Genomic DNA, 15,456 nt, shown 5'->3' on the forward strand with positions numbered 1-15,456 from the left:
CACTTCCATGATCGGGAGTTACACCGCTCTTTTTACAGTCCCTCGGCCACACCGGCGCGCTGCCGGTGAAGGCCTTGCCAGTGCGGACGTCCCCGGTCTTGACCAGACCGGTCTTCTTACCCGCGATCACGCGTTCCTTCTGCGGCGCCGGAGGCTTGTACGGCGCCGCAGGCGTGGGTGAAGCGGTAAGCAGGGTGGCGACGAGTGACGCGGCAAGTGCGACGGCCAGTCCACGCTTGGATCGGGCTGTGGGCATTGCACAACTCCAGTTCTGGGGTGGATTGGCCTGTCAGCTGAAGAAGACTTGGGCGGGGTCGTGCCACCCGTAACCGATCTGCGTGGACCCTGCGTACGGCCATTCCTTGAGGCCGTGTTCGTTCGTCCAGGACCACATGGTTCCGTCCGTATTGACCCTGATGATCTCGGCCCTGCCGTCACCGTTGATGTCAGCGAACCAGGTGCGGTCCGGCGTCCAGCCCGTACCGATCTCCTGCGAGGTGTCGTAACTGCCGTAGTTGAGTCCGTTGAGGTTGTGGAAGGCAGACACGGTCTGGTCGGCGTTCACCGTGATGAACTCCGCCTTCCCGCCAGCACCATCGATGTCGGCGAACCGGATCCTGTCCGGTGTCGCCGTGGTGACCTTGATGATCACCGGGGTGGTCGAGAACGCCGTGGACTGGCCGCGTTCGTTCATCCCGAACAGGTTGCGGTACACCCGGACCCGGCCATCGGCGTCGAGCGACACTCGATCCGCTCGGCCGTCGCCGTCGATGTCGGCGAACCGGATCCGCACAGCGTCGCCCGGTGCGGAGCCGATGATCGTCGGATTGCCGCTGAACGTGGCCCCGTTCATGCCGTTGACGTTCTTGAACGCCTTGATCACACCGTTCGTGTCGACACCGATGATCTCGGACTTGCCATCGCCGTCGATGTCAGCGAACCACGTGCGCCCTTGTGCCCAGCCGAAGGCGAGGTCCTGCGACGTGTCGGCGAGGGTGGTGCCGAGATTGAGGAACGCGCGAACCTTGCCATCCGTGTCGACAGCGAGTGCCTCATCATGCGGATCGCCAGAGATCGACGCCCCGGTGCGCGGCGTGTCGTCGAGAGTCCTGGGCGCCAGGACTCCCTGCCACACCTTCAACTCGTCGACATTGCCCTTGAAGAACTCACCCGCTTGGCTACGGCCAACCCGAAGCACCCCATCCGAGTTCGCACCGGTCACACCAGTCACCGTGCTCTTCAACGTGTCCGGGCTGTCCTCATGGCCAACCGTCAACTTGAGTGTCCGCGCGCTCGCGTCATAGGTGACCACCAGATGCGTCCACTTGTTCACCACCGCATCAGCCTTGGCCTGCCACCACGACGGAGAACTCGCCGCGTTCCGCATCTCCGCACTCCACTGCGCACCGTCGTACCTCAGCGCGAACATGTCCACTGCAGTCGAATCATTCTGCGAAACGACGGTGCGAGGCGTGCCGGAGCCGTCGAGCTTGGCCCACACATCGACAGAAAACGACTGATCTGTGTTCAGCACCTTCTCGCTCGTGCTCGCGGAACTGTCGACACCGTTGAGTTCGAGACCGCTGGTCTGCTCGACTCCCTCGCCCCAGCTGGCTCCATCGAGGCTGAGCGTGAGATCACGGCCGTACGGCGAGGTGTCGCGGGCAGTCGACCCGTCTCCCTCATCGAACTGCCACTTCCCGACCTCGCTGACCTGTCTTGCATCGGCCATCGCCAAGGCCTCCTCCGGAGTGACCGTGCGGTTCCATGCACGAACCTCAGCCATGGAACCGTTCCACGGTTCAACCGCGGACGTGCGCAGCGCCTTGCCGATCCAAAGCTGACCGTTGGCACTGAAGCCGTTGTCCACCACCGCAATGGTGCGCTGCAACGCACCATCCACGTACAACCGGACCTCACGGTGCAGCTCGTCATAGGTGCCGGTCAGATGCGTCCACACGCCCTTCGTGACCGAGGCGTCAGACACCGCGCTCTTCTGTGCGGCGTTCGCAGCGTCGCTCTCGGCCAGGGAGAACGTCCACTTGCGCGAGGTGGAGTCGAATCCGAGCCGGAACGCCGAGGTCGCCGAGCCCTGCTGGCTCACCACCGTGCGGCTAACCGTGTCGTCACCTAGGCGAACCCACGCTGAGACCGAGAATCCCTTGCCCGTGTCGACCACCTTGCCGGTCGTGGCGCCGTTCGCAACCGTGCCGCTAAAACCAACAGCACTGTTTCCACCCGCAGTACGTCCACTACTGGCGGTGTCCAGGCCGGTCAAAGAAAGATCGTGGCCATTGCCGGTGGCATCAGCTGCCGGGTCATCACTGGAGAACCACGACGCGTCATTGGCCTTGGCGCCCGCCACCTTGAATCCAAAGGTGCTGCGGACTGATGCGAGTCCCGCGCGGTCGACCGCCTCCACGAACAGAATCTTCGCTTTGTCCGATGGCGGCGTCCAACGCACTGGGGTGCCAGCGGCGACCGTCATCGACGGTGGATCTGTGAAGCCCCAACGGTACTTCACCACATCGTCCGACGTGCTGGAGAACAGGAAGGTGTCCGCGATGCCGAGCGAACCACAGCCCTCGGCCGGGCAACCCGCTGACTTGTCCTTGTAAACAGAAGAACTGAACGCCGGCGGTTGGGGCTTGGTGATGTCGACAGTGAACTCGCACCAGATCGTCGCCTCACCCCAGCGCTGCCAGTCACCGGCGGTCATGCGGTAGGCATAGTCGCCGGTGGTCAGACCCTGGCCCGCGATCGCCCACCGGTTGCCGCCGGGGCCGGTGCCGACCACGCCAGGATAGAGAGACCAGTCACTCGACCACGGAACCTTGGCGACGATGTCGGGCGCGCCGTCCCAGTTGAGGTCGCCGATGGTGCGGGCGATTGCGCCCTGCCAGCCGGTGCCGATCTCGTGCCGGTACGGAGTACCGGTGTAGGCCGAACGCGTGCCGCTGCCCAAGTACAGCCACAGCTTGCCGTCGTCGGTGTAGGCCAACACGTCCGGCTTACCGTCGCCGGTGCGGTCAACGACACCGACGTAGGTGACCCCGTTCCAGCCGTAGCCCAGCTGCGCACGGTCCTGAGTGGACGGTGAACGCTTGCTCTCGCCGGGGTACAACCACAGCACGCCATCAGCGTCCTTGGCGATCACGTCCTGCTTGCCGTCACGGTCATAGTCCGCGACACCCGCGAAGGTGAAACCACCCCAGCCCCAACCGATCCGGGCCCGCGACTGGCTCAAGGCGCCGTGCCCGGCGTCGCCGGGATAGACGTACAGATCACCGGTGCTGTCCTCACGAGCCACCACGTCCTGGTGGCCATCACCATCCCAGTCCGCGACACCGGCGATGGTGAAACCGTTCCAGCCGAAGCCGAGCTCTACACGGACGCCCGACCGGTAGCCGACCTTGTCGACCACCACGGTCGGCAGCAGGTACAGGAAGCCGTCTGTGTCGCGGATCAGGATGTCTGGGTGGCCGTCGTTGTCCCAGTCACCGGTGCCCACGGGACTGTCGGACCACTCCACCACGCCGGATTCGAGGTTCTCCGGCTTGGACGGCGTGTACTCGGCCGTCGTGCCGTTGCCCCACGGATAACGGTCAGCAGAAGAGATCGGGCCCATCGATCCGTTGGGGCGGATGCGTCGCCACTCGAAACGGGCGTTCATCGCGTCCGCCGGATCAGGGTCGCTCACATGGCCACGGAACGTCGGCGTCGCAGTCGGCACGATCGGCCGAGCAGCACCGGTTGCACACGTCTTGCCGTCAGCGCTGAGGTGCTCCGGCGTGTTCGGGACCGAGTTGAAGTCAATCGCGAGCACCGCGGTGCCGGCGTTAAACCGCTTCCAGTAGTTGACACTGCTCTCATCGACGTGCATCACCACGTTGAAGTAGTTCCAGTTGTTGGCCGCGGCGTGCGCGACGGTGTCGGTGAAGTTGAACTCGACGTCACCAGGACCGTCACACCCGTGGACCGCGCCGACCTTGCGGTTGGCCGGTGCCGACTTCGCCGCGTTGTCACCCCACCACGCCGGCTGGTTGTTCCACGTCGTGTGGCCGTCGAAATCGTTCGTTGCCCGCGCCGTGACGTTGGAGCCGCCGTTGTTGCACGTCCACGCCCACCGCTGCTCGATCCGCAGCGACGCCCCAAGGATGATCTTGCCCTTCACCTGTGACGTGTCCATCCGGAAGTACGACCGAATCCGGTACGTCGGGCTCAGGCAGCTACCCGCCCGCGAGACGCTGTCACAAGTCCGACCCGTACCTGCGGCACCCAGCTCGGCCGGATTGCTGAGGTAACCGCCGCCCTGCCAATAGCCGTAGTCCGGCAGCTTCTCCGACACCAGCGTCCACGAGTTCTCGTGCACCCGGCCCGTCCACGACGGATCGATCATCACCGGGTAGCGGGTCGCCGTGTCGTTGAGCATCGCGGCGTCCGGGACGACCGAGATCTGGCCGTTCTCCACCGCGACCGGCATCGTCGCCGTGCGCTTCTCCGGGCTGTCGGTCTGAGCCGACTCCGTGGTCATCGACGTCTTCGCGGAAACGCCAGCAGACCCGGTGCCACCCGAGTCCCACATCACCGGCGTCGGCGACGTGAACACGACCTTGCCGGCCGAGTCCTTCGCCTCCAGACCACTACCGGCCCTGTGCGCCGTGACGCCCACCGTCGCGAAGCCGAACGTCACCTTGGCCAGCTTCGGGTTCGCCGCCGCCTCCCGCGTCTTCACCACCAGAACCTCAGAGAAGCCCTGCGACGACGCGGTCAGCTTGAGATCGACCCCGGGCAGCACCTCGCGGTACAGGGCATCCGAACCCGACAACACCGGCGCCGGCAACGCCCCCAGCGGCCACGTGATCGACAACTCGCGATCACCATCACGCAACCGAGCCGCAGGCCCGGTGCCACCCGCCGAGAACTCCACCGGCAACACAGCCGCAGCCGGCGTCACCTTGCCGTTCACAACACGCAGGTTCGTGTCGACGCGCGCCCAGGAACCGTCAGACCTACGCGCGAAACGCGGCTCAGCCGACTGCTCCATCGTGAAGCCACCCCCAGGCTTCGCGAACGTCTGGGAATCCTCCGTACGCAACTCGACGGCCTCAACCCGGCGGTCACAGCGCGCCGCCATCGCAACTGCCGCCGACGCGGTCTGCTGCGAGTCCGCACACTCCGGCTCAGCCGCCTTCGCAGGCGCGACCACGAACGTCGAAATCACCATCAACGACACGAACGCGCGCAGGACAACACCCTGCGCCTCCCCGGCGCGTCTCAAAACGAAGCCCCCCACATAGACCCTGCCGCGCCAACCACCGACACGACACCGGCAATCCCCCGACGCCGGCCCCTCAACTAGCGACAGCCAGCTTCATCCACCGACGAACCACCAACAAGCGACCATTCGGACTATCAGGCGGCAGTGTGACCAAAGTGTGGCCAGACACATCTCACCTGGTCAGCACAACGGCGCCCACACCCGCACTTGGTCACACGTGACCAAAGCCCGGCTTCCGAGTCGGCTGCGTTCAGGAAATCAGAGACGCACGACTGACCCCCTGATCTCACAACCAATAGCCCAGAGAATCGCCACGGACCGATCAGCATCGTGCGGGTGACGCGTAAATGACACAAGATCGACATAGCACGGAGAGGGCAGTCACCTCGCGACAGTCCCTGCTTGAGACGTGCCAATGACGCAGTTGCGCTACCTGTTGTCGTCTCACAAGCCAGCAAGCCGCAGCTACGTTGCTTCAACGCAGTTGAGTGCACTTGACCCCCCAGATACGGGTTCACGGGCCGCTGACCTGCATAAACAGACACGTTGACCGCAGTTCGGCGCACTTGACTGCCAATCAGGTGCGTCGACCCCATGTTGGGCAGCCAGTCAAGATCCGCTCCTTCACCCCTGCCTACGAGTCCCGCCACCAGCAGCTGTTCGTAGCCGGGTACCCCGGTGCAGTGTGCGGCGATCTACCAACACCACACCACCGTCCCGCTCGACGTAGGCCACCACGGCCAGTACACCTCTAAGGAAGTCCGCGGCGCGGTGGTTCTCAACGGCGGAGTGAGCCATCACCGAGATCGGCTATGCAGCCGACCTCCACGCTGGGGCCCGCGAACGCATTGTTACTAGGGATGTTCTGGTTCACCAGCGCGATGGTGAACCGTTCCCGCCCTTGGAGCCGAAGTCCTCGACATCGAGCAGATGGCCGTAGCCGTTGAACCACACGTCGCCGAACTGCATTCGCCGTCGCGTTTAAGCAGCGTTGAGACGACGATCCACACCGTCCTGGACTACCGGAAGCTGGCCAGCGGCTGCACGTGCTTCCGGTTGAAGTCCCACGGCTCGTCATCGCCGCTGAGCCGTGATCGAACGCTGTGCAGCGTGATCCCTGACAACATCCGCACCGCCTCAACGAGGGCGACTGCACGCGAAGGTCGTTGGCGCACAGCAGCTTCGTATATGGCGATCTGCCTGGCAGCCGCGCGCTCGAGACAGAACCGTTCCGCCGTGAGTCTGCGGCCGGTCTCTGCGGAGTGCGCACGGCATGCAGGATCCTGCACCAGGCGGTGGAGGATCCCGAGCAACTTCGACAGTCCTCGTGGACCCTGTTCGTCGGATCCGATGCCGTACCAGCCTGTTCGGAGGAAGGTCGGAGCGCTGAGCGCCGTGACCAACTCCCAGAAACCGTCCTCGCCCTGGATGATTGTCGGTTTCCCCGACGCCATGGCACGGAGCGCGGAGTGGCCCATGCCGATCACGATGTCCGCCATGCGGTAGTACGGTGTTGGATCGAGGATCGCGCCGATCATGCGGACAGCCGCGTGTCCCCGTGCCGACGCTGCCTCCGCGGCACCGCGCACAGCGTCGGACGACGGGCCGTCGCCGACCACGACGAGTTCCACCGACCTTTCAGGGTGCAGTTGTGCCAGTTGGTCGACGGCTTCGACGGCCTCGAGGATTCCGGTCAGCTTGAGCGTCGGGTGCAGCCTCGAAACGATGACGACGGTGACGGTGTCGAGGTCGTCGCGATGGCTTGGTTCGGCGTTGTGGTGCACGGTGAGATCCACCGGCGGTTCGATCACCGAGACCTTCGCGCGCTGCCTTCTCCTAGCGGCATCCGCGATCACGTGTGTACCAACCACCAACGGTACGTGCGTCGGGAAGAACTGCGGCACGCTCATCGAGTACACCGTTGAGACGACCGGTACCCGGAACGGGATCTGTGCGGCCAGCACCGCGTCGACGGTCGGCCGCCACTCGAAGCTGTGCACCACATCGGTGCGGTGCGACCGCACCACGTCCGCCAGTTCGCGCACGACCTTGGTCTCGAGCTGCAGGCTCGTGCTCGTCGCGCGGACGAACGGGATGCCCAGCCTGGCGACCATCTCTTCGAGCGGACCGCCCTGCCCATAGATCACGACGTCGTGTCCCTGGCGGGAGACCGCGCCGGCGACCTCGACGGCGTTGATGTGGCTCCCACAGATACGCAGACCTGTTGGGTAGAACAAGAGTCTCACTTCACCCCCGCGTGTTCAGTACCTGTGATTCGCCCGTGTGAGTAGCCTCGCGTGCCTGCCCTGGTTCCTGCGCCAGTTGCCCTGTGACACGAGATCCAGGCTGTCGCTGATCAGGATCGCGTCGGGATGCTCGGATCCCAGCCTGGCGTCGCACGCGCGGAGAGCCTCCCGGAACAGGCTCGCCGCCGTCTCCGCATCTCCTTGGTCCGCGCAACACGCGGCAAGATTGTTCAGTGACTGCACTGTGTCCGGATGTGCAGGCCCCAGCAGGGCGGTCCTTCGGGCCAAAGTCTGTTCGTGCAGTGCGACAGCTTCGCCCGCTGCTCCCGTTTCCTGCAGGTCGACAGCCAGATCGTTGGAGCACTGCAGGGTTGTGGGGTGTTCGGCTCCGAGGGCTTGCTCGTACTCGCGCAAGACGCGTCGATGTTCGGCGAGCGCCGCCTCGGGGTCGCCCATAGCCGAGTAAACAGTCGCCGCGCTCGTCGCGGACTGCAACGTCTCAGGGTGTCGGGAACCGAGCGCCGAACGCCGTTCACGTAACGTCTCCTCGAACAGGGCGAGAGCTTCTTCCATTCGGCCGAGCAGCCACAGGTCCGATGCGGCGCAATGCTGTGCGATCCATGTGTGTGGGTGGTGCCCGCCCAGCACGCGCCTGCGCAGTTCGACTGCTTCGGTGTCGAGCTCCAGCGCGCGTTGTTCCCGTCCCGAGTTCGCCAAGGCCGCGGCCAGCCCGGTACTGGTGAAGATCGTGCCTTGGTGCTGGGGCCCGAGATATTGGCTGCGTCGACGCAACGTGTCCTCGAGCAGGCGAACAGCCTCGGTGAAGTATCCGCACGAGACAAGGGCATGGCCGAGACCGCTCGCCGCTTTCAGGGTCATCAGGTCATCCGGGCCGTAGGCGGCCATTCGTTCTTCGTACTGCACCCTGTGGGCTTCCATGGACTCCTGGTAGTGCCCGACGTCGTCCAGCGCGTTCGCCGTCGTCTCAGCCACCTGTTGGACTCGTGGATCCCGTGCGTCCGCAGCGCCTCGCAGCCGTGCCAGCACGTCCTGGTCGATGGTCAGTGCCGAGCGGTACTGGCCAAGTGCGCGCAACGTTGCCGCAAGACGATTGAGCGCAGCCAACACATCTGGTGCGTCCTCTCCGAGCGACGACGTCCAGAGCGCGATCAGTTCGATGAGGAACTCGTTGGCGGCGAGGAGTTGCCCACGGGCCAATGTGTAACCACCGATGTTCACGAGCAGCCGTCGAAAGTCATCGGTGCCTACCTCGTGCTGAAGTTTCAACGCGTGGGGCAACAACTGGGCATAACTCAGCCAGTGCCGGTGGTCCTCCGGGTCACCGGGATCGGCCGCAGCGAGCAGGTCGACCGCTGTGGCGGTGGTGCGTGCCCGGCCGGATTCGTCAAGCCGCCGTAGGATGGCCGCTTGTAGCATGCGGTGAACCTGGATGACGTCGTCCGAACGAGTTGCCAGCGAGCACCGGGCCAGTTCCCCGACCGCCTCGGTGAACTGCACGTCGTCGCTGACAGCGCTGCGCAGAGGCTCAGTGAGAACCTCGGGGTGCGCGGTGAAAAGCGACAGCGGCACCGCATCCGGTGCGAGTGCCGCGCAGAGTTCCAACACCCGCACGGCGACTGGCTGTTCGGTCTCGAGACGCTCGATGAACATCGACCACACAGTGTCGATGCCGTGCTGGTAGTCCATGGCTTCGCCCTTTGCGAGTACTTGATCACCGTAGGACCGCAGGAGTCTCAGATAGGTGTCCAACGGCAGCCTGCGGGTCGCGACGTAGCTGCTGGCCTGCGCGACGAACATCGGCAGGTCACCCAGCTCTTCGGCGATCTCCGCAGCGAGTCCACTGTCGCAGTCCCGGATGTGCGATCTGAAGAGCTCGATGGATTCCTGTCGACTGAACACCCCCAGTTCAACGACGCGGCTGAGCTGGCCCCACTCGCGCAGTTGCGAAGTCACAAGCACATGCCCCGGCCCATGAGGCAGGTAGTCGCGAAGCCCGGCGGGCGACTCCGCGTTGTCGAAGATCAGGAGCCAGCGATCGGACGTGCGCAGCTGCTCCCACAGGAGTTCGAGGACGGTGACGTTTCGCGAGTTGTCTGGACGCAGGTCGAACCTCTCGGCGAGGTTCGCGAGGTTGTTGACGGCGATCACGGGCTGTTGTGCGCTGATCCACCAGACGGTGTCGTACCTGGACGAGGAGCGGTGGGCGTACTCGATCGCGAGCTGCGTCTTGCCGGCCCCACCCATGCCGCAAATGGTCACCACGGACGCAGGCCGGTCGCCAGACAGCAGCTCGTCGAGGCGATCGAGTTCGCGTTCCCTGCCTGCGAAATGGGGATTGCGCCGAGGGAGGTTCGTGGTCCTCGGCCATCCACCCGGAAAGCCTCGGCTGCGTCGCGACGGAAAACTCGGCTCTCGCAGCGGCTTCGCGCGCGCCTTGGTGATAGCTGCACGTAAGCGAGCACTTGCCGTCGAGGCGTCGACGTCGAACAGGTCGACCGTCACCAGCTGACCGAGCAGGCCGGGCCTCTCGCAGTCCTCGATGCGCACGGCGATCAACCTTCGACCGGCGCCGGTGGGATCCCGACGCCACGCCTCCTGCCACTCGGCCGCCGCATAGTTCGATTGGAGGTATGTGCGGGAGAGAACCGCTATCGTCTGGTCTGCGGCTTGCGCCGCCTCATGCATCTCGTGTACGAAGTGGCTGCCTGCGGCGAAGTCCCACGCCTGAAGGATGGTCGTGTAGCCGAACTTCTCGAGCTGCCAGGCAATCCACTGCGCGAAGTCCTCGTCGCTCCCTGTGTAGCTGATGAAGAAGTCTTTTCTGGACCGGCCAGACTCGGCATCCGTGCCATCTTGGTGCATGGACGCCTCCAGACCGAGCCGCAGCGACCCTGCGAACACCATGCTGCCGCCAACGTGCTTCTGACAAGCAGGTCACCGGAACGGTCGCCCGTCGAGAACATCCGCGAATCCAGTCACGGATTCCACATCAGCGAGACAGATCAGCCCACAGCAACGACGAAACCCCAGCTCAGCAGCCCGTGCTCAGTTGGTCAGCCATTCGTCCGGGTCATCGTCCGCTCACCTCGTCGTCGGTCTTGGTCCGTACTTCTCCAACCCGACTTTCGGCGACACACCAATATCGCCCTGGCCGATCGACTTAGACGGTTCCACTCCACCCTTTGCCGGCGGGTTGTCCGAGGAGTAGACGACGTACTGAAATGACATGTGGCCCTCCCGGTCGTACGCCGTGCTTAGCCAGTAGTCGCGGTTCGCGATGTCCTCCAGCCTTTCCCAGACCTCGGCCGTGGCCGACTCTGCGCGGACGATGACCTCGAGATCGATCTGCTGTCCTGAGTCGATGCCATGCACGTAGATGTAACTCACGTCGACTACCTCAGCCTGCGCCTTCCAGTCCGCCACGATCTTCTTGCAGAGCTCGTCCACGTCCTCGTAGTACTGCACGAAGAGATTGCATCCGGACAGCAGCCCAACCAGCAGCACAACCAGGCCCACGACACCAGCCACACGCCTTGCCACGCTCACTCCCACTTCCCGTGACAGGCCGGCGTCAACCCGGTTCGTCTCCAATAAAGCGCTGCGCGGCCGCGAAACCTTCGAGCGGACGGATCCGAACTCTGATCGATCTTGGTTCCGAAGTAACCGTCGTGCGATTGGCGGTGGTACTGGGACGCCCGCTACCCAACCACTACAGCCGCCGGTAGATCGAGTTGTCACTGAAGTCCTCGTCCTCAACCGGCTTCGGCTTCCGCGGTTCAGGAGCACCGAACGCAGGCACCGACACATCGGTGTCGAGCTGTCCCGCCTGTCCGCCGACCGCGTTACGGAACTCGCCCAGCACGTTGGCCGCGGCACCTTCCCTCGCCTGCCGCACCAACGCCATGAGCCTCGCAGCGAGCTCCGGGTCCTGCGCGATCCTGAGATCAAGCAGAGCACCGTTCGGCGCCACCGTCACCGTCAACGCCTTGTCCTCGGAGGTAACGGTCTGCCCTGCAGCCTCCAGGTTGCGGCGAAACGCGACCGCGTTGCGCTGCAATTCAGCCGTCTTGGCCTCGAAATCAGCCAGCCATTCGTCCGGCGTCATCATCCACTCACCTCGTCGTCGCTCTCGGCCCGTACTTCTCTTCGGGAGATCCAGAACCCTGGCCGAGCCCACCCTGGTAGATCAGAGGACCGGGCATTGCGGACCCGCCACCGAGCCCGCTGCCCTCGGAGTGCACCGCCAGGTTGACCTTGACGTCGTTCGACGACGTCTTCTGCCAGAGATTCCGCCGGGCGACCTCCTGCAACTGGCCGATCATTTGGTCTTTGTCGACATCCCCGCGGATCGCGACGTCGAGATACATCACCTGGCCCTGATCCAGCCCATGGCGGTACGCGTATGTCGCCTCGACCACCTCCGGCATCGCCTTCCAGTCAGCGACCGTCTGCTTGCCGAAGCTGTCCACTCCCTCGTAGTACTGGTCGGCGACGTTGCACCCGGTCAGCAAGCCCACTATGACGAACAGGCTGCCCAGCACAGCTGAACGCACTGCGGTGCTCACTTCACTTCCTCCCACACCCTCAGCGAGGACGTGCCTCAGAGTCCCCCGGCCTCATCCACACTCACCTTTTGGACGGTCTCGGTCCGTACTTCTCCAGCCCGACTTTCTCAGGCACACCAAGACCTTCTCTGCGAATCGACCTGTCGGGTTCCGGCTGCCCGTCTACGGGCGGGTTGTCCGAGGAGTAAGCGACGAACCGCAACGACAGGTCGTCGCGGTCATACGCCGGGCTATCCCAGAAGTCGCGATTTGCGATGTCCTTCAGCTTGTCGACGACCTCGTTCGAGACCGACTCCGCGCGAACGATGACCACCATGTACATGATCTGTCCCTGGTCGATCCCGTGCCGGTAGTCGTACTTCGCCTCCGCGACCTCTGGCTGTTCCCTCCAGTCCGCCACGATCTTCTTGCCGAGATCCTCCACGTCGTCGTGACGCTGCTCGAGCACGCTGCACCCCGCCAACAAGCCGATCAGGAGGGCAACCAGGCCTGTAAACCTCACCGCCGCGCTCAATTCACGCCCTCCCGCGACACTCGATAACGCAGCAGCTCCGAATCAAGCCCGCTGCCTTGGGTGAACGCACCCGTGCTGTCCAAGAATCGCCGCACCGAAGGATCCGAACTCCCGTCCAACTGCCCAGCCACGGCAACGTAGTTGTGATCGACAGGCGGCTCGTCACGGTGCCTCTCGTCGTACCGGTGTCCACCGATGCTGTGGTTGCCGCCGATGGTCCCAGTCTGATTCTCGAAGGTGACCGTCGTGCGATTCGCTGTATTCGGGTTGTCGCTGGCGTCAAGGCGCGGAACGATGTCGTTCCTGTTCTCCAGCGACAGCATCTGCACGTTGCCGGGAATGTCGATACGACCGACCGGCGAGCCAGCGGTGACCACGTGTGTCACGTTGTACCCGCTCGCGACGAGGTCGTTGGTCGATTGCGCGGCGACGATGCCGCCCTGGCTGTGGCCGACCAGCATCACCGGCACGCCACTGCCCTGCGCACCTGCCTCACGCAGCGCCCTCTCGATCCCCAATTGCAGGACGGTGCTGTTCCCCGCCATGGCGTCGACGTTCACGCCTGAGTCGTTGGCACTCTTGGGATCCCACGGCGCGTTCCAGTCCTTGGTGCCAGGGATGTCCACGATGTAGCCGGTCACCTTGCCGTTGGCGTCCTTGATGACCCGCACATCGAGGTTGCTGTTGTCCTGGTCATTGTTCGGATCGTTGCGCACGTCAAGACCCAACAGGATTTCACGCAAGTTGTGCGGCCCAGGGTCAGGCAATGGCATCAAAGCGGTGACATGAGCGTTGCCGTCGGCATACGTCGCGGCCAGCAGGTCCAAGGTGGTAGCCAGGTCGACGGGTACGCCGAGCGAGGACAGCATGCCGGGTGACATACCGGTCAGGGTGTCGATCATGCCGGGATGGTCGACCAGCCACTTCTCCCAGTCACCGTCGTAGTTGGCGTACACATCTGCGGCAATAGCAGTACCTGTTGCGAGTCCAGCGGCAACGACACCACCTGGCGCCGACGCGACCGCCAGGCCCGCCATCCAGCGCGAGGCGTCGAGTCCCCTAGCCGCGAGTTCGTCGGCAGCCTCGTACGCCAACTTCGTCGCGCGCAGAGCATCACCGCGCAGACCGATGGCCGCGGACGTGGCGGTGAGACCGTTAGGCCCGTCAAGCGCCATAGCCATGGCCGCCTCAAACCTCACCACACCGGACGGATTCAGCAGAGCTGAAGCGAGCACGTCCGGCTCAGCGAGAAACTTGTGCCCGGCCAACGCGGTCTTGAGCGTGTCACCGGCGACTTCATCGGTAAGAGCGCTCATAGCCACGAGGTCCTCGCCCTTGGCCCGGAAACCGCCGGCACCGCCACTGACCTGGATGTCCGCGACTGGGGCGATCCCCACATCCCGTGCCGTCGGAGCGCCGGGCTCCACAGGCTCGTCACTCATGCCAACGCTCCTGCCACTGCCGGGGCGACCCACGTGCCCAGATCCTCACGATCAGCCGGTTCCAGTCGCACGATTCGACGGCCTGAACCGTCCGGTTCGGGATCGAGCCCGCTCCAGCCACCGTCGGTGTGCACCCAGCTGACCTGAGACGCCATCCCGTTACGACCGACGACGAAACACCGCAACGCCCCGTCCGTCTCGGTCGCCACCTGTCGAGCGAGCGCCGCCTCGTCGCCGGACAGTCGCAACCTGGCAACGACAGCAGCCGGACCGCCGGGGTCGGCATCGCGGAACAGACGGGCGGTACCCATCTCCTGCAGCGCCGCCAGCGGCAGCCGGCCACGCAACGGAGCCTGCTCCGGTCCGCCTCCGCCCAGGCGTGACTCGATCCCGGCGTTGGCGTCCTGGCTCTCGGGTGGAACCGCCCGGATCAGCTCCTCGCCCAGGTCCGCCGAGGCGAACATCGACATCTCCACCGCGCCGTCACCCAGCTCGAACAACGACGCACCCAACGGGCCGGAGATCGCGTGCATGCTGTGCAGCCCCTTGCCGTCGATCGCCGCGACGGTGTCCAGCATGACCATCGGCAATGCCAGAATCTCCAGGTTCTTGATCACCGACCGGTGGATCTCGCCGCCTACCCCGTCGACCACGCGCTTCTTGATCAGACCCGCCTCGGCAGGACCTATGTCCGCCGAAGGCCTCCAGGCCGGCGGCAGGTCGACACCGGTGCGTTCGACGAGGTACGCAAATTCACCGGCGGTCAGCACCAGCCTGTGCGGTGCCGACATCACGCGGGCACCCCCTGCCCGCGCAGGTACTCGCCCGCCTCCAGCCACGCCTTGTCCCCTGCGGGCGGGAGGTTGTCGGGTCCCCACTTCCAGCCGGTCCATGGCGGCTGCGGAGGTGACGGCGGCTGGCTACCGCCGAAACCCAGCACGTCGGCGACACCGTTCGCGAAGTCCCGTGCTGCCTGGTTGAACGCGTCGACCGCGCGGTTGAACCGGTCGATCGCGCTGGTGAACCAGCCGACCACGGCTTCGGAGATCTTCTTGATCATCGCGATCAACTCGCGCACTTCCTGCGCGTGTCGGCGCAACAGCGCGGCGGCCTCGGTCAGCCCGTCCGCAGCCTTCTCCAGCTGCCGCTTGTCCCCGCCGACGGTTTCCCGGCAGCGTTCTGCGGCGACAGAGTGCCACTCCATCTTCCGCGCGTCGTCGTCGAGCTTCTTCGCGCGATCCCGCACGCCATCAGCGCGCTTCTCGATCTCGCCCGCGATCCGGTCCAGCTCGTCCGGGTTCCCGTACATGCACTCCACCCCTCACTCACAGCGAGCAAATCATGACAGGGCGTGGACGCGCACGCTCTTCGCCCGAAGATGCGTGCT

General features: G+C 64.7%; 10 protein-coding genes. All 10 read right to left on the bottom strand.

Features of this window, described 5'->3' with window-relative positions; translation table 11 throughout:
- Positions 1-289: 289 nt before the first annotated feature.
- Positions 290-5,281, bottom strand: coding sequence for a LamG-like jellyroll fold domain-containing protein (locus tag LFM09_RS31975; protein WP_414100301.1), 4,992 nt, complete (start codon positions 5,279-5,281; stop codon positions 290-292).
- Positions 5,282-6,300: 1,019 nt separating this feature from the next.
- The gene (locus LFM09_RS31980; RefSeq protein WP_414100302.1) at positions 6,301-7,527 is read right to left on the bottom strand and encodes a glycosyltransferase family 4 protein; all 1,227 of its coding nucleotides are present in this window, start codon (positions 7,525-7,527) and stop codon (positions 6,301-6,303) included.
- A 15-nt stretch (positions 7,528-7,542) separates the two neighbouring features.
- Entirely contained in the window at positions 7,543-10,452 is a 2,910-nt protein-coding gene (gene fxsT / locus LFM09_RS31985; protein ID WP_414100303.1) for an FxSxx-COOH system tetratricopeptide repeat protein, read from the bottom strand.
- 177 nt (positions 10,453-10,629) lie between these two features.
- Entirely contained in the window at positions 10,630-11,088 is a 459-nt protein-coding gene (locus LFM09_RS31990) for a hypothetical protein (protein ID WP_414100304.1), read from the bottom strand.
- 169 nt (positions 11,089-11,257) lie between these two features.
- Entirely contained in the window at positions 11,258-11,656 is a 399-nt protein-coding gene (locus LFM09_RS31995; protein WP_414100305.1) for a YbaB/EbfC family nucleoid-associated protein, read from the bottom strand.
- 4 nt (positions 11,657-11,660) lie between these two features.
- Positions 11,661-12,113, bottom strand: coding sequence for a hypothetical protein (locus LFM09_RS32000; protein WP_414100306.1), 453 nt, complete (start codon positions 12,111-12,113; stop codon positions 11,661-11,663).
- Between the two features lie 61 nt (positions 12,114-12,174).
- Positions 12,175-12,627 (bottom strand): hypothetical protein, encoded by a 453-nt coding sequence (locus tag LFM09_RS32005; protein ID WP_414100307.1) that lies wholly within the window; start codon positions 12,625-12,627, stop codon positions 12,175-12,177.
- Positions 12,624-14,069 carry a lipase family protein gene (locus LFM09_RS32010; protein ID WP_414100308.1) on the bottom strand — a complete coding sequence of 482 codons (1,446 nt, stop codon included), beginning with the start codon at positions 14,067-14,069 and terminating at the stop codon, positions 12,624-12,626. The genes LFM09_RS32005 and LFM09_RS32010 overlap by 4 nt, the downstream gene beginning before the upstream one ends.
- Complete coding sequence (locus LFM09_RS32015) at positions 14,066-14,860, bottom strand: hypothetical protein (protein WP_414100309.1); 795 nt, start codon at positions 14,858-14,860, stop codon at positions 14,066-14,068. Before LFM09_RS32015 ends, LFM09_RS32010 begins: the two co-directional genes overlap by 4 nt.
- Positions 14,860-15,378: a WXG100 family type VII secretion target gene (locus tag LFM09_RS32020; RefSeq protein WP_414100310.1), complete on the bottom strand. Its 519-nt coding sequence runs from the start codon at positions 15,376-15,378 to the stop codon at positions 14,860-14,862. Before LFM09_RS32020 ends, LFM09_RS32015 begins: the two co-directional genes overlap by 1 nt.
- Positions 15,379-15,456 lie beyond the last annotated feature (78 nt).

Source organism: Lentzea alba (genome assembly GCF_047445655.1).
Classification (GTDB): Bacteria; Actinomycetota; Actinomycetes; order Mycobacteriales; family Pseudonocardiaceae; genus Lentzea; species Lentzea alba_A.